Genomic DNA, 22,981 nt, shown 5'->3' with positions numbered 1-22,981 from the left:
GGATACTTCCGAATGATCTATGCCAGAATATGTTTGGTAAGCAATTCAGGGCAAAGATTCATCGCTTTGCTCTGAATGACTAACACCTAACACCTTGCCCCTAACACCTAAAACCTCTCTACCTAAACGCATCCTCAATATGATTGAATTCCGGAGCCTCATTCTTTTTCTGCACAATCCCGACGATATCAAATCGCATCGGAGACCCCTCCATTTTTCGTTCGTACATCCAGGCCTCGGCAGCTTTGAAGATATGCTGAACTTTCTCTTCGGTTACGTGCTCAAAAGGCTGACCGAATTTTGTATTAGTACGGTACTTAACTTCAACGAATACGATAGCGGTGTCATCATACGCCACGATATCCACTTCAGAGTGTTCAAAAAAATAGTTCCGCTCTAAAATTCTCCATCCTTTGGATTCAAGGTAAGCACAGGCGAGATCTTCCCCATCGTTTCCAATTTCTCGGTGCGACTTCTTAGTCATCAGTGTCCTTTTTTCCGGTCAGCGATTCTTTTACTTCTACAAGTTTAACGAGCTGCTTCAGGAATTTTAAATTCTTTTTGTTGATATAGGGGAGAAGGGCTCCGGTAAAACGCTCAAACATCTCAAGGAACTCCATGTAGTTCTCAATGCGGACTTTGAACTCTTTGCTTTCCTCATCATTAAGTCCGCCTGACTCCAGTGTTTCAATACACTTTTCCAGGTTTTCACGGATAGGCGCTATTTCGCGTTGTTGCCGCTCCCGGATAATGGTGGAAACAATTTTCCAGACATCGGTTTCGGCGGAGTAATAATCTTTGCGATCCCCGGGAAAGCTCTTTTTATGGATGAGCTCCCAATCCAGCAACCGACGGAGATTCATGTTGGCATTTCCGCGGCTGATATCGAGCGTATCCATGATGGAGTCAGTATCCAGCGGATGAGATTCCGCATACAGCAATGCGTGAATCTGAGACATGGTTTTATTGATGCCCCATGCCGATGCCATTTCACCCCAGAGTAGGACAAATTGGTCTAACGCTTCCTGATATGCTTTGCTGTGCTCCATGGGATGATGCTATCCAATGGTTATGGGTTCATCGTTATTTGTGTAAAACAGAATATACGAATAACGATGAACCATTAACGACTTACGATTTGGTTTCTTTGTCGGCTTTAGCCTTCGGTGCTTCAGCTTTGGTTTCCGGAGCCCCATTATCTTTATCTGAACTTTCGGCGGGAGGAGTTGAGGTTGATTTCTTACCTCCGTTCTTGTAATCGGTTACATACCAGCCATCACCTTTGTAAACCACGCCTCCGCCACCGGAAATAATGCGCTTCACTTTTTGTCCGGTTGTAGGGCAGTTTTCCAAAGCAGGTTCACTCATCTTTTGGATGATTTCAAAAGTAGTTCCGTCTTCTCTTTTGTACTCGTATGTAGGCATTGTTCTGTTGATTTAAATTCGGGTCGAATATACGAACCAATTTCTATCAAATTCTGTGCCAATAAAACCCGGCCGGTAATTTTGATAGACGCTTAGGGGCGGGCTCGCACAAAAGACAGGAAAAAAGACAGTTGGCGAGTTGGAAAACAGTCGTGAAACTTCGGAAATAATGTCTCAATTTGAAGATGAATCGAATCAAGGCTTTTAAAGAACAGGGCTATCTCTTCAGAAAACCGCTTCCATATTCAAATTGAACAGATACAACTAAGTTCATGATTTCATAACACGAAAAGTTTAGAAAGTGGTACTCTCGGAGAGTTAAAGTCCGTAGTTTAACTTGCTTCAAATAAAGAATCAGTCCGGCATTTTCCTTTCCCATTACGCCTTTCTTTTCGCCTGGACATCTACAATAAAATCGATTTAGTTAACCCATTTAGTATTCCAAAAAAATAGATGAAGAAGTATTTAGACCTGTTCGGTCTCAACGATAAAATAGACTATAAGACTGAAATTTTAGCGGGTATCACCGTGTCTATGGCACTGATTCCCGAAGCAGTGGCATTCGCGATGATTGCCGGCCTTTCTCCTTTAACGGGCTTGTACGCTGCCTTTATGATGGGATTGGTAACCTCCATTATTGGTGGCCGGCCGGGAATGATTTCCGGAGCAACCGGAGCTATTGCCGTGGTATTGGTTGCCCTGGCTCAATCACATGGAGTGGAATACATATTCGGAGCCGTGATTTTGGCAGGGATCATTCAGATAGCTGCCGGAGCATTGAAGCTCGGTAAACTGATGCGACTTGTCCCACACCCCGTCATCTTTGGGTTTGTAAACGGACTGGCGGTTATCATTTTCATGTCGCAGCTGGCTCAATTTAAAACACCTTCAGGGGAATGGATGACCGGACAAAGCATGTATGTGTTATTAGGTCTGGTTGCTTTAACCATGCTCATTATCTGGGGGTTGCCGAAATTAACCAAAGCGGTGCCTGCATCTCTTGTTGCCATTTTAACGGTTTTCGGAGTGGTGGTAGTTCTCGGAATCGAAACCCGGACCGTGGGCGATATTGCATCCATTTCGGGCGGATTTCCTCCGTTTCATATTCCTGAAATTCCATTTACCTGGGAGGCCTTTATGGTGATTCTGCCTTATTCAGCTATTATTGCTGGGGTTGGCTTAATTGAAAGTTTACTAACACTGAACATTATTGATGAAATCACCGAAACCCGCGGAAGCGGAAATCAGGAAGCCATTGCCCAGGGATCTGCAAATATTTTGTCCGGTTTATTTTCAGGAATGGGCGGTTGCGCTATGATCGGCCAGAGCTTGATTAACGTGTCTTCCGGAGCCCGAACCCGAATCTCGGGTATTGTTGCATCGCTGATGCTGCTTGTTTTTATCATGTTTGGAGCGCCGGTAATTGAGTTGATGCCTATGGCAGCTCTCACCGGACTGATGATTATGGTTGCTATCGGTACTTTTGAATGGGCAAGTTTCCGGACCTTCAACCGGATGCCGGCTTCCGATATATTTGTGATGGTAACGGTGACGTTAGTAACAGCAGTTCTGCATAACCTGGCGCTGGCCGTTATTGTTGGGGTGATTATCGCCGCTCTCGTTTTTGCCTGGGATAATGCCAAGCGAATTCGTGCCCGCAAGCATATCGACGAAGACGGCATTAAGCATTACGAAATTTACGGCCCGCTTTTCTTTGGTTCCGTAACCGTTTTCAATTCAAAGTTTGATGTGCTGAACGACCCGGACGAAGTGATCATCGATTTTGAGGAAAGCCGGGTGGTAGATATGTCAGCTATTGAGGCATTGAATAAAATCACCGAACGGTATAACAAAGTTGGGAAGACCGTTCACCTGAAACACCTGAGCAAAGACTGTCGAAAACTCCTTCAGGATGCGGATGCCATCATTGACGTGAATGTGATGGAAGACCCCACCTACAAGCTGGCGATTGATAAGATATAAGGATTCAAAGAACGTCCAAGTATCCTGCGGTTCTTGGAGAACTGATATTATAGTTTTCTTATATCCATCCGATTATCAAAGAGCCGGACAATTGTGATTCGAGGTTTATGCTTATCAACTTGATAATAAATAGAGGTTTGCTTGGAGAGGACTGATCTACGAAGATAAGGTTTGATTTTTGAGGGGCGAAATAATTTAGGGTATTTACCAATCAAGCCAATTCTTTGGAAAAGGATTTTCTTGAAATTTTGAACTTCCGTCAATGTCCATTGTGTCTCGAGATATTCTAAAATTCTGTCAAGATCATTTAATGCCTTTTCAGACCATAAGATTTCAAAATCATAGTCCATATTTTTCTTTCACTTCCTCATGAGGAGTGATGCGACCTTCACGTATGTCTTCTAAACCTTCTTCAATTTTTGTTTTTTCATTATCTGATAGATCCTCCCAGAAGTCGCCATGTCTAGTAAAGTCCTGCAAAAATTCATGAATAGCATTGATCAAACCTGAATCGTTTGTTTCGGAAACGAAGTTTATGATTTCAAGTTTCTTGTCTTTCTCTTGTGTTGCCATAATAATTATATGAATTTATATCTAAATATGATAAAACCAAGAATTACATCAAAATAAGACTTTTTGGTTAGTTTAAACTCTTTAATCCCTTCTCAAAACGTTTCATGGCTTCTTCCAAATCATCCATCGAGGCTGCGTAGCTAAGCCGGACGCCATTCGGCTCACCGAAGGCATCACCGGGAACGAGGGCGAGGCCAAACTCATCAAGCAGGTAGAGGCACAGATCGGTGGAAGATTCAATGTCTGAACCATCCGGTTTTTGGGAGCCGATGTAATGTGAGATGTCCGGAAATACGTAAAATGCACCGCCGGGAGTGAAGCAGCTGACACCATCAAAAGAATTCAGTTTATCAACGAGATAGTCACGACGTTTTTTGAATTGCTCCCGCATGGTTTCAACTTCATCGAGACTGCCTTTGTAGGCTGCTTCTCCAGCTTTTTGGGAGATGGAAGAAGGAGCAGACGTTTCCTGACTTTGAATTTTCGAAACTGCACTCACAATTTCATTGGAAGCAGCAAGATAGCCCAGCCTCCAGCCGGTCATCGCGAATCCTTTAGAAAAACCGTTGATCAGCAATACGCGGTCTTTAAGGTCCGGCGCTACGTTCAGAATGCTGACATGGTCTCCTTCAAAAACGATGTACTCATAAATCTCATCAGAAATTACATACACCTGAGGGTGTTTGCGGAGTACCTCAGCCAGCTCTTCAAGCTCATTGGCAGTGTAATGGGCACCGGTTGGGTTGGATGGGGAACACAGAATTAAAGCTTTGGTCTTTTCGGTGATGGCATCTTCAAGCTGTTGCGGTGTTAGCTTGAAATTATTCTCGAAGGAAGTGCGGACCGTTACTGATTCTCCTTCTGCCAATCGGGTCATCTCAGGATATGAAACCCAGTAAGGGGCGGGAATGATCACCTCATCCCCGGGATTGACCAACGCGAGCAGGCTGAATCCAACCGACTGCTTAGCCCCGTTCGAGCAGATAATTTGGGAAGGGTCGTAATCCAGGTTGTTATCGCGTTTCAGTTTCGCACAAATAGCCTCGCGTAATTCCGGAGTTCCCGGGTTCATGGTGTATCCATGGAAGCCATCTTCAATAGCTTTGATCGCTGCATCGCAAATATGTTTGGGCGTTTTGAAATCCGGTTCACCGGCGCTCAATGAGACGATAGATTTCCCCTGTCGCTTCAGCTCCTTGGCCCGACCGGTAACTTTTAGCGTTGCAGATGGCTGTAAATTTTGTGCGCGATTTGAAATCATAATTTAGAGAATGGTGTAGGAGTGAGTTTCAGAACGATAAAAATATAAAGGCTGAAAGAAAGAAAAGTAGATTATTTTTCGGTTCTAATAAACTTGTCCAAAGTTAAAATGGTGCGCCTGTCATAAAACGGGGCCTTAGTAACTTTGGGCAAGTTAGTTCAGGTGGTGCGCCATCAATAAAATGGGGCCTTAGTAACTTTGGACAAGTTTAAAACAGTTTCTATCCCTTATCCTTAAACTTTTCTTTAAGAGCCATGGCTACATTTTCGGGGACAAAAGAGCTAAGGTCGCCGCCCCAGTATGCTACTTCCTTTACAATAGAAGCGGAGATGAACGTGAATTCTTCATCCGGCATCAGGAAAACGGTATCCACATTGGGAGCGAGGCGCTTGTTGGTGAGGGCCATCCGGAATTCGTATTCGAAATCAGAAATCTGACGAACACCGCGAACCAGTGTATCTGCATTCATTTTTTGGGCATGATCAACCAGCAATCCCGTAAACTGATTTACCTCTACCTTTTTTGCCCACACTTTATTGGCTATACACGCCTTAATGAGATTGACCCGTTCATCCCCTGAAAAAACGGCTTTCTTTTCTTTGTTAACGGCAACGGTTACGATCACATGATCAAACAGGTTGGTTGCACGTTCCAGAATGTCGAGGTGGCCATTGGTGATGGGATCAAACGACCCGGGATATAAAGCGATTGTTTTCATAGGGTGAATTTATTCCGAATCTACCGGATGCTTTTGAAAGATGCTAACGATGGTTCGGCCATAGGCCTTTGAAAAAGTGCACTTGGGGTGATCGGTGAAATCCTTGTATTTGTCGTGCTCCAGGATAAGCCAGCCTTCATCCGTTAACCAATTTTCTTCAAAAACCTGGTCGATAAGTTCATCCATAAAGGGATAGTCATAAGGCGGATCACAAAAAATAAAGTGATAGGGAATAGCCATGCCATTCAGAAAGCGTTGAGCATCGGAACACACAATCCGCATTTGGTCATCAATGCCAAACTCGGCCGCCGTCTTTTCAATTTGCTTCACGTTCTGGGCATCCAGTTCAACAGAAGTTACATGCCGTGCGCCACGGGAAATAGCTTCAAAGCCAAGGTTACCCGAGCCGGCAAAGAGATCCAGAATCTGGGTTCCTTCCATAAAAACACGAGCTTCAATCAGGTTGAAGATGCTTTCTTTGGTGCGATCGGTGGTAGGGCGGACATCCAGTCCTTTCGGAATGTTGAAATGTCGGCCTTTCAGTTTTCCGGTAATTATCCGCATGGGATGTTTGGAGTTTTACATTAGAAATTAGGAATCGAAAACCATCCATAAAGATATTCATAATCTCGCAATTCTCCCGAACGTGTCAGGGTTTAATCAGAAATCACAAACATGTAATTTTTCACGCAAACAACGCTATGGATGCGCAGAGCTCGCAAAGTTACATACTCTTAGCGTACTCTGCGACTTCTTTGCGCTAATAGATACGGGTCAGATATTTAAAAATCGAGGCTTAATAGAATGGCAGGGAAAGCAGCGGCGAGGTCAAAGCCATAGGTTTTTTCTTCTGCTTTCACCCCGATGGTTTCCAGGGAATTGAGTTTAGTGATCTCGGCTGAATCATCCCAAAAACCTTGGAGAGCCTGCTCTATTTCGTGACAGTTGTGTCCAAAAAGATAGATGGTTTCATGAATACCGCGCATCCAACTGGAGTTCTTGGCGTGTTGCAGCCAGTGGTAAGGCAGGTCTTCGGGTTGATCGAAAGAGATGTAAGTAGCAGCTCTGAATTTCCCGAGTAAAAAAGAGGTGATGGAAATAATGTTCTCATGGCACCCAATCATTAAAAAAGAACCGCCCGGTTTTGCAAAGGCGGACCACTTCTGGGCCATTTCGAAATCACTGCTGAAGTCGGTAGTGGCAACCTGGGTGGTGAGTTCATCAAAGCCGGACATTAAATTGCGCCGACGAATCGATAGAAACTTGTACTCATTATTATGAACAGTATGCCAGGTGGGTTCAATGTGTTCGCGTTCTACCCCTTTCATTAAAATAGCAAGGTGATCTTCGCGCTCGTCGGCATTGTCATAAACAACTTTTGGGAATACGGTCCAACATTCGTGAGCGGGGTGGGTGAGGGCACGCACCGACTTTATGTTGTGATTGGTGCGAAACCGCTCGAAGGTGGAAAGAATGTGAGGGAAATGATCTTCGTGCTGACGGGTGATGGCGTCAATCACGTTGAAGTTAAAGTCAAAGGAGCCTATACGAAAAAGGTGCTTGTCGTTTTCCGGATCATTGATCGAGTAGAACAGCCGATCCGAAAAAAAACAAACACCTAAATTTGCAGAAGCGTCATCCATTAATTCCAGTTTGGAGCATTACGCATCGTCGTACGTTCGAGACTACCAACGGCATCATCAGATCCCGGATCTTCAAGCAGATAAATCTGTGGTCTGAGCGTATCGTTCAGTGTGTATTCCCATTTTGGGAATGGAGAACGTGGAGAATACACCAGGGAATCGGGGTTATAAATCTCGAAAGTAGTGCCAAACAAGGAATCACCCATTGCGATCATTAATGAATCGGTTTTGAGGAATTTCACAAGGCTGTCGAGTCCACCATCGGTTGGAGGGAAGGTCTCGTTTCGGGTTTGATACTGGATGAGTGCATCTTTGGTATCAAGAAGGCGCTGCCGGACTTTCTCTTCCAAAGCCTCTCGCTCTTTCACCTCTTGATAGGGGGTTACCAGAGAATCATACAAATAGTACGTAAGACCAAGGATGATTACTCCGAATACAATTGTCAAAATTTTATTACGCGATTCAATGTCCATGTGAAAAGCAAATGAGTTAATTAATTAAGTTTATCCCAAGAAATTTCGGAAAAAGAAAATACACGCACACCCATAGATATGCAACTTTATAGCCGATTGAAAAATATGAATTCATAATTCTTTTTCAGCCCTTATTTTCAGGCTGCTGTTATTAATCTCTAAAGCACCGTTTATTTGAACCGGAAAATACTCCGTCTTGCCATTCCAAACATCATCAGTAATCTGTCGGTACCCCTGCTTGGGGCCATTGATACGGCAGTTGTAGGGCGCTTGGAGCACGTTTATTACCTGGGGGCCATAGCGGTAGGGAGTATCATATTTGATTTTATTTTTTGGGGATTCGGCTTTTTACGGATGGGAACAACCGGCATGGTTGCGCAAGCATATGGTGCTCAGGAAGAGCGAAAAACCCGCATTATCTTGTTTCGGGTTTTATTGGTTGCTGCCGCCAGCAGTTTGTTAATCCTTCTCATCCAGTACCCACTGATCGAAGTTTCGCTGTACCTGGTGAATGCCTCTCCCGAAGTGGAGGAATATACCCGCCTGTACTATCACATCCGCATTTTTGCTGCACCGGCCACCCTGGCTTTGTTTGGGTTGAACGGTTGGTTCCTGGGGATGCAGAACTCAACCTACCCGATGATCGTCACCATTTTCTTAAACCTTGTAAATATTGTGCTGAACCTGATTTTTGTGTTCCGGTTCAATATGACAGTGGACGGAGTGGCTACGGGTAGTTTGGTTGCGAGCTTTCTGGCGCTCGGGCTGGCTTTCTTTCTATATAAAAGGAGATATGGCGGTGTTAAACTCAATATTAAATGGGATGAACTTATTGAAGCGGAAGAGCTAAAGAAATTCTTTTCGGTGAACCGGGATATAGTAATCCGGACCTTATGCCTCATTTTTTCCTATGCTTTTTTTACGGCAAAGTCGGCAGCAATGGGTGATGTGGTGCTGGCCGCAAATACGATTCTGCTGCAAATGTGGTACATCAGTTCATACGGAACCGACGGTTTTGCTTACGCAGCTGAGAGTTTGGTTGGTCGGTTTAAGGGAGCAAAAGATGACGACAAGCTAAAGAAAGCGGTAACGGCCAACATGCTTTGGGGATTGGGCCTGGGCCTGCTCGGAACCATCACTTACGCGTTCTTTGATGCTGAAATCATATCTCTTTTTACAGATAAAGAGAATGTAATTAAAGTGGCTATGGGTGTTGTCATCTGGCTGATTGTAGCTCCGGTGGTAAACAGCGTTTGTTTTATTTGGGATGGCGTTTACATAGGAGCGACGGCAACCGGTGCTATGCGCAATTCCATGCTTGTAGCTACGGTACTGGTATTTATCCCGGTATATTTTATAAGTGAACCGTTTGCAGGCATTCATGCGTTATGGATGGCGATGACGGCATTTATGGTAGCGCGCGGTGTGGTGCTGTCTATCTATGCACCGTCCCGAATATTTGGCAAAACGTAATCAAGTGATGAACCTATTCAAGAGAACATCCAAAATCGTACTTAGAGCGATTAATTCATTTATAGAAGACAACTGTTTTCAATACAGTGCAGCGGTTTCCTTTTATACACTTTTTTCTCTTGCTCCCATTGTAATGATAGCCGTTTACATTGCAGGTTTTTTTATTGGTGATGCCAGCGTAATGCGAGAGCTGACGAACTTTCTTGAAGAAAACGTCGGCCAGGCAAGCTCCGAGGCAGTCATGCTTTTGGTTGAAACCATACAAACAGATTCCCGGAATATTCTGTACTTATTTCTCAGTATCGCTTTTCTCATCATTTCTGCCACAACGGTATTCATTCAGTTCAAAGATTCTTTTAACCGGATTTTAAATGTGGTAGCCAAGCCGGAAATCGGGTTTTCAAAAGTATTGATCGACCGGGTCATAGCTTTTGGTATGATTTTGCTTTTGGGAATAGCTATGATCTTTTCATTGATTCTCGACTCAACCCTGGTATGGTTCTTTGAATTCCTGCTTTCCAGTTTTGAGACGGCTCAGCTCTATTTGATTGGGCTCGGAAGCAACCTTCTTACGCTTTTCATGGTCTTTTTTGCGGTGTTGGTTATGTTTTACACCTTGCCGGATGCCAAAGTACGATGGCGACCCTTATTGATAGGAAGCCTGATCACTACGCTGCTTTTGGCGATTGGAAAATTCGGGGTGGGGATGATTATCGGAAACAGCTCTCTGAATCAGCTCTCCGGGGCCTCCTCTTCCATCATTATTTTCATGTTGTGGGTGTACTATTCCAGTATTATTATCTTTTTTGGGATTGAGTTAGTGAAAGCCCTCGCCGAATATGGCGAAGGGGAAATCAAAGCCGGCCGGTTTGCCCGAAAAATAAAGATGGTGGAATTGCCGGGAACAAAGAAGAAGTCCGACAAATTATGAAGCAGATTTTATTAATGAGACATGCTAAGTCGAGCTGGGAAAACCCGGATTTGAAAGACTTTGACCGGCCACTTGCTAAACGGGGACTGAATGACGCTCCCAGAATGGGCAAGTACCTGAAGAAAATTAAGTATAAACCTGCTTTGGTGATTTCGTCGCCGGCTCAACGCGCAAAAGAAACCACGCAGCTGAGTATGGAGGCAGCCAACCTTGATGAACAACAGATCACGTGGAATGACGATCTTTACTTTGGTTCGGTGCGGGATTATCTCGGGGCTATACAATCGGCTTCGGATGAGTTTGAGCGAATTATGCTGGTGGGGCATAATCCTTTAATGGAAAGCACAACCGGAGTTTTGGCAGGCGGTCAGGATAAAACGGCGGTTCGCATGCCAACAGCAGCCATAGTGTGTTTAGAAAGTTTTGCTGATTCCTGGGAAACCATTGCTCCCGGCACCTGTCAGATAAAATGGATGATGATACCCAAGGTGGTTAAAAAGTTATAGAGGTGTTAGAGGCAAGGTTTTAGGTGTTAGGTTTTAGGATAAGCGAATAGGGCAGACAATTAAGCCTTATATAACACAGCGACTGCTTTCAGCCTAAGTTATTTGAATCAACACGAACAACCCTAAAACCTAAAAACTAAAACCTATCCCCAAAACCAGTCCACACTTTTCTGACGAATTGTTATATTAGCCAAGTAAATAAATTCAACCCTCACATCTACAGCAGATGCAATACAAACAAAATTACTTTTACCTTTGCAAAACCCCGTTAAGCGCCGAAGGTCCTGAACATGTTGAGATCATAACCCGCGCCGAAACCAGTGAAGATTTTCCCCGGGTGTTCAAGGAGTATGAAGAATATCGCTCTCACGCTTTTAACGATGATGATATTTATAGTGTAGTTCGTGCCGACGATATTTATGAACTGGTACGAACCGGAACCGAGAATGAAGCTAAAGAATTAGCTTACGAAAAGGCGGAACAGGAAATCATTACCAACCTGCAGCACCGTGTGATGCAGGGCAAAGATGCCAACGCCAAAGGAATACTGAAAGAAGTGTATGGCATAGAAGAATAACAGCATTCTTCATTTAAACAAATTGAATCCCGCATGCTTAACAGTGTGCGGGATTTTTTTGTGATAAATACTCTCGATGAAGCTGATTGTAAATCCTTTTTACTATTCACTTACATTTTGGAACCGTAGCCGCTCAGTTTTGTTTTAATAACTGAATGTTCACGAACAAAATGTTACTCAGATGGATATTGAAACACTTAACGGAGTCGAGAAAATGAAAGTGAACATTGGAATTTCTGAAGACCATCGGGAGAAAATTGCGGCAGGCTTGTCAAAGGTTTTGGCCGATTCTTACTTGCTGTATTTGAAAACACATAACTACCACTGGAATGTAACCGGTGAGCTATTTCACCAGCTGCACGAGCAGTTTGAAGAGCAGTATTCCGAGCTCGCGGAAGCTATTGACGAGATTGCCGAACGCATCAGGGCGTTAGGCTTCAGAGCTCCGGGTACTTTTAAGGAGTTCAACGAAATTGCTTCTATAGGGGAAGATACCGATCGGCCGAAAGCACTCGATATGGTAAAAAGACTGACAGAAGCGAACGAGCAGGTTATCAGAACTGCACGAGAGGCCCTGGAGCCCGCAAAAGCAGCTGACGACGAAGCCACTATTGATCTATTGACAGAGCGGCTGACCGTTCATTCAAAAACCGCATGGATGTTAAGAAGTCATTTAGAAGAATAAAGCAGTTATCCTGCACCACGAATTTTAACTAAATAAACAGGAGAGATCCCATGAATGATTTAACCATTAAAGGAACATGGAACGAAGTAAAAGGAAAATTAAAGCAGAAGTATTCAGAGCTGACGGATGATGATCTCGCTTTTACCGAGGGTAAAGAAGATGAGCTTTTGGGCCGTCTTCAAGGCAAACTTGGTAAAACGAAAGACGAGATCAAGAAAGAAATAGCAGAGCTCTGAAAAGAATCGCATAGTAGCTTGAAGGGAAGGTTAACGCCTTCCCTTTTTTATATGTATATCAGAACCTGACAGTGAATGAATTTTTAAGGATATTCACTTTAACAATATTAAAGATCATAAAAAGACGCATGGACAATTTTAACATTACCACAGAAGACATCATGAATTTCGTGACCACTTTCGGTCCAAAGTTGCTTGCCGCGGTTGCGACACTGGTGATCGGGCTATGGATAGTGAAGTTTATTGTGAAAGGGGCCACCAAAGTGCTGAATCGCAGCAGCGTGGATGAGGCCCTGGTTTCTTTTTTGCGAAGCCTTATTTCCATGTTGCTCAAAGTCATGGTTTATATCTCCGCACTGGGTATGCTGGGCATAGAAATGACGTCCTTTATTGCTGTATTGGGTGCGGCCGGTTTAGCGGTGGGCTTGGCACTACAGGGCAGTTTATCGAATTTCGCAGGTGGAGTGTTGATCTTGTTCTTTAAGCCATTTAAAGTGGGCGATTTTATTGAAAGAGGAAGCGAGTCGGGGACTGTTGAAAAGATTGATATTCTGCATACGCACCTTCAAACGTCTAATAATCAGCTTATTATAATCCCGAACGGTCAGCTGGCAAACTCGCCGGTCATCAATTATTCAGCAAAAGAGACCCGCCGCGCTGTCTTTCCGATTGGAATTAGTTACAATTCAGATGTGAAAAAAGCACGTGAAGTTATTTTGCGGGTGCTGAATGAAGATGAGCGAATTTTGCAAGACCCGGCCCCGGTTGTTGTACTCACAAACCTTGGAGACAGTTCGCTGGATTTATCTGCCCGCGCATGGACTAAAACCGAAAATTTTTGGGGCTTTTTCTGGGATAATCTCGAAAAAATAAAAGAAGAGTTAGATAAAGAAGGCATCGAAATGCCATTCCCACAGCGCGATATTCACGTATTCCAGGAAAAGGAATGATTGTCGAATGATCGATTTTTGATTACAGATTTTAGAATTTAATCTGTAAGGATAACAGTTTTAGTTGCTCTTACTTCTAAACAAGTAAGCACGCTGACTATGAAAAGAATAGAACTTGAAGAACGCCTAATCGATTTCTCTGTAACCATTATCCGACTTATTAAGAATCTTCCTGTAAATCAGGTTAATAAGCACTTATCGGGTCAACTATTACGCTCAGCTACTTCTCCTGCCCTTAATTATGGTGAAGCACAAAGTGCAGAGTCAATAAGAGATTTTATACACAAACTGCAGATTGTATTAAAGGAGCTTAGGGAGTCATTCGTCATTCTCAAAATTATTGACAGGGCGGATTTATATAGTAATAAGTCGGAATTGGATATAGCCATCAACGAGTGTAATGAACTTATTTCAATTTTTGTGAAAAGCGTTCAAACTGCACATAAAAGAAAAAGGTAAACTTTTTTTCTTGAGTTAAGGCAGAAATACTTCAAAAATCGAAAATCGGTCTTTCGATCATTCGCAAATCATCAACTCTGCAAAAGGCATCAATCATTTTCGTTTATTCAAAGTTTTCCTGCTTATCTGTTTGATCTGAAATACTTTGCCGGACTTTTGCTTTATATTGCCAAAGATTAGGCAGATATATTATCTTAACTAATCTAAGCAAGAAGGCTACGAGCCGTTAATCAAAAGACCTACGAGGAAAGGAAGGTTACTGTGGAGAACCTGGAGCAACAAAACGCAAACTCTGAAAAAGAGACCGACAAAGACGAATTTGAAAACAGCACTGAAGAAGCTACTTCCAAAGAAGAAACTTCAGTTGATAATGAGGAGCAGGCTGCGGCTCCAAAAGAAGAAGTAGCAGAGCCGGAAGAAAAGCCGGAGAATACAGCCGAAGAAGAAGCGCCTACCGAAGATTTAGAGACCGGTGATGAAGCTGCGGAAACGGGTGAACCGGAATCAGAAGCTGAGCCGGTTTCGGAGGATGAAGTTGAGGTTGCTGAGGAAGATGAAGCAGAGACAGAAGAAGTAGCTGAGGAAGAAAGTGAAGAGTCTGCTGAGCATGCCGAGTCGTTTTATGCTGAGATTGTAGAGCGGGCTAAAGAACTGGTGGTACAGACAGACTGGGCCTTCGTTACCACAGAATTGGCTAATCTCGCCCAGAATGTTACGGAAGGACCTGAATCCACCAGTGAAAAGGCCAGTCAGCTAATTGATGAATTTCAGGAGCTGCGCGATAACTTTGAGCAGAAGAAAAAAGAGCATTACGAAGAGCTGAACCGCAAGAAAGAAGAGAATCTTGCTAAGAAGAAAGAGCTGCTTAAATCCCTGTCCGACATTGTAAATGAGGAAAACTGGACGGCAACCAAAGAGGTTGGCAAAATTAAAGGACAGTGGGAAAACATTAAGCTGCTGCCACAAGGCGAAGCCGAAGCTTTAGACAAGAGCTTTAAAGAATTGATGGACGAGTTTGAAGATCATAAAGTAGATCGCCTCGTTAAGAAACTTCAGAAAGAAGAAGAGAATTTAGAGCTGAAGCTGCTTCTTCTTGATAAAATGGAGGCGCTCACTCAAAAGCTCAATGAGAATACTCCTGACTTTGAAGAATTAGAAGATCAGTTTAATAAGTTGATATCCCAATGGAGAAAGGTGGGGCGTGTGCCATCCGAAAAAAATCAGCCGCTCTGGGATCGGTTCAACGCTGTACAGGATACATTCAACGAAGTTCGGTTCAAAGTTGATAAAGAATACCGTGAGCAGATTGAGAGAGCCCTTTCCAAGAAAAAGAAATTGGTGAAAGAAGCCGAAGCGTTGGTTGATCAGGAAAATATTGCAAAAGCGGCCCGTAAGGTGAATAAACTTCACAAAGCCTGGAAAAACGCCGGTAACCTCCCGCAGAAAGATGAAAATGAGATGTGGGATCTGTTTAAAGCAGCCACCGACAAATTCAATGAGATGAAGTCGGATAACATTGATAAGCTGCGTGAACAGGAAGAGGCCAATCTCGAGAAGAAATACGAACTGATTAAAGAAGCGGAAGAAGCCAAAGATACCGACGACTTTGATGCCGGCCACCAAAAAATGCAAAGTCTGATGAGCCGGTGGAAGAAAATTGGTCCGGTTCCCAGAAAACAATCGTCCAAAATCTGGAAGAAGTTTAAAGGCGCGATGGATGTGTTTTATGATCGCCGCCGGGAAGCCTTCAAAGGAGAGCGAAAAGACCAGAAAGAAAACCTGGAGAAAAAACAGGAAATCCTTGAAAAGCTGAAAGAGTTAGGCAAGCACGACGATCCTGCGCTGGCTGTTCAGGAAGCCAAGAAGTTGCAGCAGGACTTTAAAGATATTGGCTACGTTCCCATCAAGATGAAGAACAAGATCTGGAAGCAGTATCGGGAAGCGTGCGATGTAATTTATGATCGCTATCGCGCGCTGGGGTCCGACCTTGGAATGGAGAAAAAACTGGCTAATCAGGGAATAGATCCGGATACCCGAAAAGACATTATCAAGCTCCAGAAAGAGCGGGACAAGCTCAAAAAAGATGTTTCTAAACTGGAAAGTGAAATGATCCAGTACCAGGAAGCTAAAACTTACTTCAAGCCTACCAATCGGGGAAATGCCTTGAAGGATGAGCTTCAGGAAAAAATTGATAAAGCCGAAAATTCAATCGCTGAGAAAGAAGAACGCCTGAAAGAAATCAATAAAGAAATCGATCAGCTTAAACGAACCGGAGACAGCGACGAAGAAGAATAACATGCGCTTTCCGTTTGTTTAATATTTTTATACAATGATGGGCGTTGGAATCTAACCGATTACCCCACATTCATTTAGTTATAGAAAATATTAACAGGGAAGAAAATACCGTTCGATTTACACATATTAAGGGGTGCACGATTGAACATGTCATAGATAGGTAAGCAGAGGTGTATAAGTAATTTGAAAGGATCAATACATATAAAATTTTGGGGTGTCCGGGGTTCTACACCTTGCGCAAACAGTGAAAACATGCGTTACGGGGGTAACACAACGTGTGTGCAAATTCAGATCAAAGGTGATGATGAGCTGCTGATTTTAGATTCCGGAACCGGATTTCGAAACCTTGGAAACGAGTTGCAGGGCCGGGGTTCTTCGCTGCGCGGGCGGGTATTTATAACACACCCCCACTGGGATCACCTGCAAGGTTTTCCTTTCTTCAAACCCTTTTATAACGGGGATAACTGGTTTCGGATTTACCTGCCGCCACAGGGCGAAATTGGATGTAAAGAAATTCTGCAAGGCCATATGTCCAGCACCTTTTTCCCGGTATCCATAGATATGCTGGAAGCCGATTTAGATTGTGAAACCTTTCAGCCCGGAAAAAGAGATTTTGACGGGTACTCGGTTGAGTATATGTGGGCAACTCATACGGTTCCTACAGCTATGTATAAGATCAGGATTAAGGACAAAGCCATCATCTTTGCCCCTGATAATGAATTGATGGATGACGATACCGATAAAAGCCGGCAATTCAGAGAAGAGTTTAAAGAATTTATTCGCGGAGCAGATGTGCTTATCCACGATGCCCAGTATTCGAAAAAACTATATAAGCAGCGCATTGGCTGGGGGCACTCCTCGTGGGAAACTGTTACGGAACTGGCTAAGGAAGTAAATGTTAAAAGACTATTTTTAACACACCATGACCCGGATAACAGTGATGATGTTCTGGGAAAAAGAGAAGAGTTAATTCAGGATATTTACGGTTCTTCTTTTGAAAGGGTTTGTCTGGCCAAAGAAGGGCAGGAAATTACCCTGCCCTCTGGTTAAGCCAGTTAAGATTTAAGGTAAGCTACTCGTTAGAAGTAATAGCGGATGCCGATGGCTCCGTTAGCATCAAAGTCGGTGCTGGGAGCTAAATCCAGAATAGGAACCGCTTCAACAAATAAGTCAATAGGTGCATCTTCGACCAGGTAATTCAGTCCCAGGGGAACGCGAATACCAATAGCCGCTTCATCTGCTAAAACCAGTCGGGCACCTACTCCATAATAAAAAGCCAGTCTGCCTTGCTCTACTCCACTTAGCCAGGAATGCTGCAGATAGTCACCGTGCAGGTGAATGGCATCATACCGGCCAAACGACCAGGCGGCACCAAAGCCAAAAGCAGACTTGGAATTATTCCATGCCTTTATGGAGATACCGGTTGGCTCTCCCAGCATTACACCCAGCCCCAGATTTCCGCCTTCACCGTTTGCTTGGGCTTGGGCAGTATTTGGCAGAGTAATAGCTACTCCGAAAATTATAGTTAGGATAGAAAGTAGTTTCTTGATGTTCATATTTGGTTGATTATTTATGTTTACTACCTCTTTAAATATAAATTAGGTCGAAATTGTTTCAATTTTAGCATAATAAATCATTTCTTGGGGCCAATTCAGCTAAATCAATCCTCCTACCTATTTATTTCGTAAGAATAACTAAGCTGATTCACTCAGATCAATACTATTAATAACAAAAAAACCACTATGGATAATCCTTATTACAAAGCAGAAGACCTGAAAAAGTTTGGCGATATCACAGAATTCCAGGAAAAGCTGGGGAATAAATTTTTTGAATACTACGGTGAAGTTTTTGAAGAAGGCGCTCTGTCAAAAAGAGAAAAAGCCCTGATTGCACTTGCCGTAGCCCACACGGTTCAATGCCCATATTGCATTGATGCCTACACTACCGACAGCCTCGAAAAAGGAGCCAGTGAAGAGCAGATGATGGAAGCTGTACACGTTGCTGCAGCCATACGCGGAGGTTCATCGCTGGTTCATGGCGTGCAAATGATGAATAAGGTGAAAGACCTTTCCATGTAATTTTATTTAGCAAAATTAGAATGATTCAGCCCATTTTCCTCCGGGCTGATGCCCCATATTATATTATAACAGAAGGAAGTTTTATGAAAAGCTTATTGGCAGAATCTCATGAGTTGGCCAAGCCCAGCGTTCAGCTCGATATCATTAATAATCACAACGAAAAGATTAAATCTCTGCCGAAGTTCAGGGATAAAATTGATCCGATTGGGTTATTCCCGCTGAAGCCTACAGGGATCGATATTTTTCAGATGAATGTGGGCTACATGTGTAACATGACCTGCAAGCATTGCCATGTGGATGCCGGACCCGACCGACAGGAAATCATGACGAAGGAGACCTTTGAGCATTGTCTTGAAGCGCTGAAGGGAACCGATATTGATACGGTGGACCTTACGGGTGGCGCCCCGGAAATGAACCCGCATTTTCGGTGGTTTGTGGAGGAAGTTTCAAAGCTGGGGAAACATGTTATTGTAAGATCTAATCTTACCATCCTCACTACCAATAAATTCAGCGACCTCCCCGGGTTTTTTAAAGAGCATGGTGTGGAAGTCACCTGTTCGCTCCCTTTCTACAGTAAATCACGAACTGATCGCCAGCGGGGAGAAGGCACGTACGATAAGTCTATCAAGGCGTTGAAAAGGCTGAATGAAATCGGTTACGGAGACGAAGATACCGGGTTAATGTTGAACCTGGTTTATAATCCGGTGGGGGCTTTTTTGCCGGGAGATCAGGAAGAAATTAAACAGGAGTTTAAGAAAGAGCTTAAGAGAAAGCATGACATCGTATTTAATGACCTGTTTACGATTACCAATTTACCCATCAGTCGTTTCCTCAATTTTCTGCTGATGTCAGGTAACCTGGAAGAGTACATGGAAAAGCTGATTGAGTCATTCAATCCGGCAGCTGCAGCCGGGGTGATGTGCCGCAATACCATTTCCATTGGCTGGGACGGCCGCCTGTTTGATTGCGATTTCAATCAAATGCTGGATATGGAAACCCATGAAGACAGTGTTCAACACATCAAGGACTTTGACCTTGAATCGTTAAATAACAGGGAAATAAAGATCAATCAGCACTGTTTTGGATGCACAGCCGGAGCAGGCAGCAGCTGTGGGGGCGCTACTACTTGAACACCCAACAAGGAACATTGAACAAGGAAGGAAGAACGAGGGAAAAGCTGATCATCTTCGTGAAGAATGAGGAGGCCGGGAAAACAAAAACCCGGCTGGCAGCTACAATCGGAGATGAGCAGGCACTTGAGGTATATCAGAAATTGCTGGGCTGGACCTTTGAGCAAACCCGTAATTTAGAAGTGGCCAAAGAAGTATGGTATTCCCGGTTCATCGCGGAAAAGGACATTTGGGAAGGTGGTGATTTTACAAAGCAGCTTCAGTCAGGGGAAAACCTGGGAAAGAGAATGTCGAATGCTTTTCAGCAATCTTTTTTAGATGAGTCTTTCCAAAAAGTGGTGATTATTGGCAGTGATTGTGCAGAGCTTACTTCTGATATTATTCAGCAGGCCTTTCAGGAGCTGGAGGAGCATGAATTTGTAGTCGGTCCGGCAGAAGACGGGGGCTACTACCTGTTAGGTATGCGAAGCTACCACCCGGAAGTTTTTGAAGAAATCGAATGGAGTACGGGCTCTGTATTTCAAAAAACAGTTGAAAAAATTCGGGATATTGGGTTAAATCACACCACGCTGAAAGAATTAAACGATGTAGATACCATCGAAGACTGGAATAGAGTGAAGTCCGGTTTGTAAGTATCCGGTCCAAAAAGAGTATAGAGTAAATGATCAGCATAATTATTCCGGCTTTTAATGAAGAGGCCAAGATTGGCGAGCTGCTTTCTTTTTTGAAGAAACACAGTGAGGGGCAGGAGTCGGAAATTCTTGTGGTGGATGGAGGCAGTTCGGACAACACGGTTAAAGTGGCAGAAGAAAAGGGAGCAAAAGTATTGAAAAGCCCCTTAAGAGGTCGGGCAAATCAAATGAATTTTGGGGCTGAAAAGGCCCGGGGGGAGTGGTTGTATTTCCTTCATGCAGACACTACCCCACCTCCGACATTTATTGCCGATATCACAAAAAAAATACAAGCCGGATTTGATTGCGGTTGCTTCCGCCTGGCCTTTGATGACCGCCACCCGGCGCTGAGAATTTACAGTTGGTTTACCCGCTTCGACCTCAACTTTTTCAGGTTCGGTGATCAGAGTCTGTTTGTCAGAAAAGCGCTTTTCTCAAGAATAGGAGGGTTTGATCATAAACTGCTGGTTATGGAAGATCAGGAGATCGTGAGCCGGCTTAAGACTCGCGCACAATTTGTGATCATTAAAAAGCCGGTTGTTACCTCGGCAAGGAAATATCAACGGTTTGGGGTTTTCAGATTACAGTTCATTTTTGCTATTATAGTGATCCTCTTTTATTTAAAGATCAGCCAAGAGGTAATAGCACACTTTTATAAATCGTTTATGGTGGGCTCGTCATATTAAGTTAGTGTTAAAAGCTTGGGTAACCACAGAGGTTGGCCCCCATTATCGCTATATTTACCGGCCCCAAATAAAACCCCGTTAGTAATCTATATGAGAATTATCCGAGCAGGATTAACCGCTTTTTTCCTAACTTTATTTGCCGCAAATCTTTACGCGCAGGCATCATTCGAAAGAGCCGAAACCAATGTTGGGACTATCGGCCTGTCCATCACAAATTACGGAACCATTGGAAAGCCGGATGTGCGCAACAACCCTGAAGGAGGCTTCAGTATGCGCTACCCAAGCGATTCCCAAATTGAGCATTTGTTTGAAGCCGGGATTTGGATAGGTGCCCTTTACAACAATTCTCAGTTGCGGGTTTCAACTTCTTCTATAACCACATCAGGTGGCTATTCTAGGGGTGGTGCAGGATTTGAGTTCACGGCCGATAACATCATTCTCAGAAGAAGTTCTAATCCCGACGATGAGTTTTTCTCTGCACAATCGGTGGGAGAGCAAGATATAATAACAGAATTTTCAGATCGACGAAGAGACATTCAGGGAACTCCCATTAGCGGTCATGACACCCCTCTGTATGCAGATGTCAGAATGGAAAGTTACAATTGGGGCTTCCCATTCACGGAAAACTTCTCCATTCTCAAATACGAAATTACCAACAACAGCGATCAATATGCAGGTGCTGCAACCTGGGACAGCGTATTTGTTGGGATGTATGCTGATTTAGTGGTTCGGGATATTACCACCAACGAAACCGGTGGAGCTTTCTTCAACAAAAATGGGATCGGATATCTGGATTCGCTGTACACCACATATGCTTTTGATGCAGGGTCGCCTGCCGGAGAACCTGCGATTAATACCTATGGGGCTATTACATTGATTGGGGCTGAGTACAGGGATCAGTTTTATCACCCTAAAAATGCAGATTACCTGCAGCAGCAAGGGCTAAATGTTCCTCAGGTAGGGCCAAGCTATTGGCTTTTTAGTGCAGGTACCGGAGTATTTGATGCTCCATCTAATGATATTGACCGATTTACACGAATGGCCGAGCAATTTCCTATAGATTCCACTAATGCTCAGGGTGAAACCTATCGGGAAGCTTTAAGAACAGACGGTCAGGATGCGGCAGGTAACTATATCTCATTTCTTTCCATGGGGCCATTTCCGGTGGTTGAACCCGGAGAAACCATAACGGTGTACTTCGTTTATTCAGCGGCCAGAAAGCCGGAGGAATTTCAGGGGACCATTCAGAGTATTAAAGAAATTGATACTGAAGACTCGCGTGCCATCTTAACTCAGACTATTAATTCTGCAAACAGAGTTTTTCAGGGAGAAGATGTGAACGATAATGGGGTTCTGGATCCGGGTGAGGATACAGACGGCGACGGGCAGCTTACCCGATATTTATTCCCTACTCCTCCCGATAACCCCAAAGTTCGAATTCAACTTGAAGAAGGAAAAGCATCTATTTACTGGGACAGAACAGCTGAGTTTTCTGTAGATAGAGTTTCAGGAGAGATGGACTTTGAAGGATACAGAATTTACAGTTCTCAGCTTGGTGATGGGCAGGGTGTGGATCCGAAATTAATCCGCGAATTTGACAAGCCGGCCAACCAAATCGCATTCGATACCGGGTTTGAAGAAGTGGAGCTGGATGACCCGGTTACTTTTGAGGACGATACTACAGAATATTGGTATCGCTATGAACTTGATGGGCTGTTGAGCGGTTGGCAATATGAGATTTCAGTTACAGCTTTTGATGGAGGAAGTGAGACTTTTGATATCGGAAGTTTGGAAAGTTCGACAAGTTCAAATTCGGTTCGAATATTTCCCGGTACGCCTGTTAATGAAAACTTTGGAAGTAATGCCAAAGAATATAAGGTAGGCGTATATCCTAACCCTTATCGAATTAAAGCGGCTTGGGATGGCTCTAATGAAGATACTCGTAAGCTTTATTTTTACAATTTGCCGGCGCGGGCAGAAGTTCGTGTTTACACTGTAGCCGGAGACATTGTCGCTGAATTAGAGCATAACTCAGCGACTTACAACGGAGATATTTCTTGGTTCAACAACTTTAGTGATGACCCAAGAGTAATGGCCGGGGGAGAACATGCATGGGACTTGCAATCCGATGCCAATCAAATCTTATCGACGGGTTTATACCTGTTTTCCGTTAAAGATTTGGATTCTGGAGAAGTACAAACGGGTAAGCTACTTATTATCAAATAATC

At 43.8% G+C, this 22,981-nt stretch carries 27 protein-coding genes; 16 read left to right on the top strand and 11 right to left on the bottom strand.

Translation table 11 applies throughout. From position 1 onward, the window contains the following. Positions 1-118 precede the first annotated feature (118 nt). The 3 genes from NM125_RS05670 to NM125_RS05660 form a co-directional block, all read right to left on the bottom strand. Positions 119-484 (bottom strand): YraN family protein, encoded by a 366-nt coding sequence (locus NM125_RS05670; protein WP_255133677.1) that lies wholly within the window; start codon positions 482-484, stop codon positions 119-121. Further along, complete coding sequence (locus NM125_RS05665; protein ID WP_255133675.1) at positions 477-1,049, bottom strand: GbsR/MarR family transcriptional regulator; 573 nt, start codon at positions 1,047-1,049, stop codon at positions 477-479. The genes NM125_RS05670 and NM125_RS05665 overlap by 8 nt, the downstream gene beginning before the upstream one ends. 82 nt (positions 1,050-1,131) lie before the next feature. Next, positions 1,132-1,425, bottom strand: coding sequence for an FmdB family zinc ribbon protein (locus tag NM125_RS05660; RefSeq protein WP_255133673.1), 294 nt, complete (start codon positions 1,423-1,425; stop codon positions 1,132-1,134). Positions 1,426-1,878: 453 nt separating this feature from the next. Between NM125_RS05660 and NM125_RS05655 the strand changes: the two genes are divergently transcribed. Beyond that, positions 1,879-3,408: a SulP family inorganic anion transporter gene (locus NM125_RS05655; protein ID WP_255133671.1), complete on the top strand. Its 1,530-nt coding sequence runs from the start codon at positions 1,879-1,881 to the stop codon at positions 3,406-3,408. 47 nt (positions 3,409-3,455) lie between these two features. On the opposite strand, the gene NM125_RS16040 is transcribed toward NM125_RS05655, so the two are convergent. The 7 genes from NM125_RS16040 to NM125_RS05625 all read right to left on the bottom strand — a co-directional run bounded on the left by NM125_RS16040 (position 3,456) and on the right by NM125_RS05625 (position 8,076). Then, a complete protein-coding gene (locus NM125_RS16040; protein WP_432419282.1) occupies positions 3,456-3,758 on the bottom strand; it encodes a type II toxin-antitoxin system RelE/ParE family toxin in 303 nt (100 codons plus the stop codon). Continuing rightward, positions 3,748-3,981, bottom strand: coding sequence for a hypothetical protein (locus tag NM125_RS05650; protein WP_255133669.1), 234 nt, complete (start codon positions 3,979-3,981; stop codon positions 3,748-3,750). Before NM125_RS05650 ends, NM125_RS16040 begins: the two co-directional genes overlap by 11 nt. 67 nt (positions 3,982-4,048) lie before the next feature. Next, positions 4,049-5,242 (bottom strand): pyridoxal phosphate-dependent aminotransferase, encoded by a 1,194-nt coding sequence (locus tag NM125_RS05645; protein WP_255133667.1) that lies wholly within the window; start codon positions 5,240-5,242, stop codon positions 4,049-4,051. A gap of 220 nt (positions 5,243-5,462) precedes the next feature. Then, the gene (gene coaD / locus NM125_RS05640; protein ID WP_255133665.1) at positions 5,463-5,960 is read right to left on the bottom strand and encodes a pantetheine-phosphate adenylyltransferase; all 498 of its coding nucleotides are present in this window, start codon (positions 5,958-5,960) and stop codon (positions 5,463-5,465) included. Positions 5,961-5,969: 9 nt separating this feature from the next. Then, entirely contained in the window at positions 5,970-6,524 is a 555-nt protein-coding gene (gene rsmD / locus NM125_RS05635; RefSeq protein ID WP_255133663.1) for a 16S rRNA (guanine(966)-N(2))-methyltransferase RsmD, read from the bottom strand. Positions 6,525-6,742: 218 nt separating this feature from the next. Further along, complete coding sequence (locus NM125_RS05630; protein WP_255133661.1) at positions 6,743-7,603, bottom strand: hypothetical protein; 861 nt, start codon at positions 7,601-7,603, stop codon at positions 6,743-6,745. Next, entirely contained in the window at positions 7,603-8,076 is a 474-nt protein-coding gene (locus tag NM125_RS05625) for a hypothetical protein (RefSeq protein ID WP_255133659.1), read from the bottom strand. Before NM125_RS05625 ends, NM125_RS05630 begins: the two co-directional genes overlap by 1 nt. A 174-nt stretch (positions 8,077-8,250) precedes the next feature. Here NM125_RS05625 and NM125_RS05620 point away from each other — a divergent pair, with 174 nt between their 5' ends. From NM125_RS05620 to NM125_RS05575, 10 genes are all read left to right on the top strand, one after another. Beyond that, positions 8,251-9,549 (top strand): MATE family efflux transporter, encoded by a 1,299-nt coding sequence (locus NM125_RS05620; protein WP_255133657.1) that lies wholly within the window; start codon positions 8,251-8,253, stop codon positions 9,547-9,549. Positions 9,550-9,556: 7 nt separating this feature from the next. Beyond that, entirely contained in the window at positions 9,557-10,480 is a 924-nt protein-coding gene (locus NM125_RS05615) for a YihY/virulence factor BrkB family protein (protein WP_255133655.1), read from the top strand. Next, positions 10,477-10,986: a SixA phosphatase family protein gene (locus NM125_RS05610; RefSeq protein WP_255133654.1), complete on the top strand. Its 510-nt coding sequence runs from the start codon at positions 10,477-10,479 to the stop codon at positions 10,984-10,986. Before NM125_RS05615 ends, NM125_RS05610 begins: the two co-directional genes overlap by 4 nt. Positions 10,987-11,212: 226 nt before the next feature. Beyond that, on the top strand, positions 11,213-11,563 hold the full coding sequence (locus NM125_RS05605; RefSeq protein ID WP_255133652.1) for a hypothetical protein: 351 nt from the start codon (positions 11,213-11,215) through the stop codon (positions 11,561-11,563). A 181-nt stretch (positions 11,564-11,744) separates the two neighbouring features. Beyond that, positions 11,745-12,248 (top strand): Dps family protein, encoded by a 504-nt coding sequence (locus NM125_RS05600; protein WP_255133650.1) that lies wholly within the window; start codon positions 11,745-11,747, stop codon positions 12,246-12,248. Positions 12,249-12,298: 50 nt separating this feature from the next. Further along, positions 12,299-12,484 (top strand): CsbD family protein, encoded by a 186-nt coding sequence (locus NM125_RS05595; protein WP_255133649.1) that lies wholly within the window; start codon positions 12,299-12,301, stop codon positions 12,482-12,484. A gap of 128 nt (positions 12,485-12,612) precedes the next feature. Next, positions 12,613-13,434 carry a mechanosensitive ion channel family protein gene (locus NM125_RS05590; RefSeq protein ID WP_255133648.1) on the top strand — a complete coding sequence of 274 codons (822 nt, stop codon included), beginning with the start codon at positions 12,613-12,615 and terminating at the stop codon, positions 13,432-13,434. A gap of 99 nt (positions 13,435-13,533) precedes the next feature. Next, positions 13,534-13,893, top strand: a complete 360-nt coding sequence (locus tag NM125_RS05585; RefSeq protein WP_255133646.1) for a four helix bundle protein — start codon at positions 13,534-13,536, stop codon at positions 13,891-13,893. A 261-nt stretch (positions 13,894-14,154) separates the two neighbouring features. Beyond that, positions 14,155-16,188: a DUF349 domain-containing protein gene (locus NM125_RS05580; RefSeq protein WP_255133644.1), complete on the top strand. Its 2,034-nt coding sequence runs from the start codon at positions 14,155-14,157 to the stop codon at positions 16,186-16,188. A gap of 252 nt (positions 16,189-16,440) precedes the next feature. Further along, the gene (locus NM125_RS05575) at positions 16,441-17,238 is read left to right on the top strand and encodes an MBL fold metallo-hydrolase (RefSeq protein ID WP_255133642.1); all 798 of its coding nucleotides are present in this window, start codon (positions 16,441-16,443) and stop codon (positions 17,236-17,238) included. 29 nt (positions 17,239-17,267) lie between these two features. On the opposite strand, the gene NM125_RS05570 is transcribed toward NM125_RS05575, so the two are convergent. Next, complete coding sequence (locus NM125_RS05570; protein ID WP_255133640.1) at positions 17,268-17,744, bottom strand: hypothetical protein; 477 nt, start codon at positions 17,742-17,744, stop codon at positions 17,268-17,270. A gap of 186 nt (positions 17,745-17,930) precedes the next feature. On the opposite strand from NM125_RS05570, the gene NM125_RS05565 reads away from it, so the two are divergent. The 5 genes from NM125_RS05565 to NM125_RS05545 all read left to right on the top strand — a co-directional run bounded on the left by NM125_RS05565 (position 17,931) and on the right by NM125_RS05545 (position 22,979). Then, positions 17,931-18,266, top strand: a complete 336-nt coding sequence (locus NM125_RS05565; RefSeq protein ID WP_255133638.1) for an arsenosugar biosynthesis-associated peroxidase-like protein — start codon at positions 17,931-17,933, stop codon at positions 18,264-18,266. An 83-nt stretch (positions 18,267-18,349) separates the two neighbouring features. Continuing rightward, positions 18,350-19,396 carry an arsenosugar biosynthesis radical SAM (seleno)protein ArsS gene (gene arsS, locus NM125_RS05560; protein WP_255133636.1) on the top strand — a complete coding sequence of 349 codons (1,047 nt, stop codon included), beginning with the start codon at positions 18,350-18,352 and terminating at the stop codon, positions 19,394-19,396. Next, the gene (locus NM125_RS05555; protein WP_255133634.1) at positions 19,393-20,028 is read left to right on the top strand and encodes a TIGR04282 family arsenosugar biosynthesis glycosyltransferase; all 636 of its coding nucleotides are present in this window, start codon (positions 19,393-19,395) and stop codon (positions 20,026-20,028) included. Before arsS ends, NM125_RS05555 begins: the two co-directional genes overlap by 4 nt. Positions 20,029-20,057: 29 nt before the next feature. Next, positions 20,058-20,753, top strand: a complete 696-nt coding sequence (locus NM125_RS05550; RefSeq protein ID WP_255133632.1) for a TIGR04283 family arsenosugar biosynthesis glycosyltransferase — start codon at positions 20,058-20,060, stop codon at positions 20,751-20,753. A 90-nt stretch (positions 20,754-20,843) separates the two neighbouring features. Continuing rightward, positions 20,844-22,979 carry a hypothetical protein gene (locus NM125_RS05545; RefSeq protein ID WP_255133630.1) on the top strand — a complete coding sequence of 712 codons (2,136 nt, stop codon included), beginning with the start codon at positions 20,844-20,846 and terminating at the stop codon, positions 22,977-22,979. Positions 22,980-22,981 lie beyond the last annotated feature (2 nt).

The sequence above is a fragment of the Gracilimonas sediminicola genome, assembly GCF_024320785.1.
Classification (GTDB): Bacteria; Bacteroidota; Rhodothermia; order Balneolales; family Balneolaceae; genus Gracilimonas; species Gracilimonas sediminicola.
This window is presented reverse-complemented; position numbering and strand designations above follow the sequence as displayed.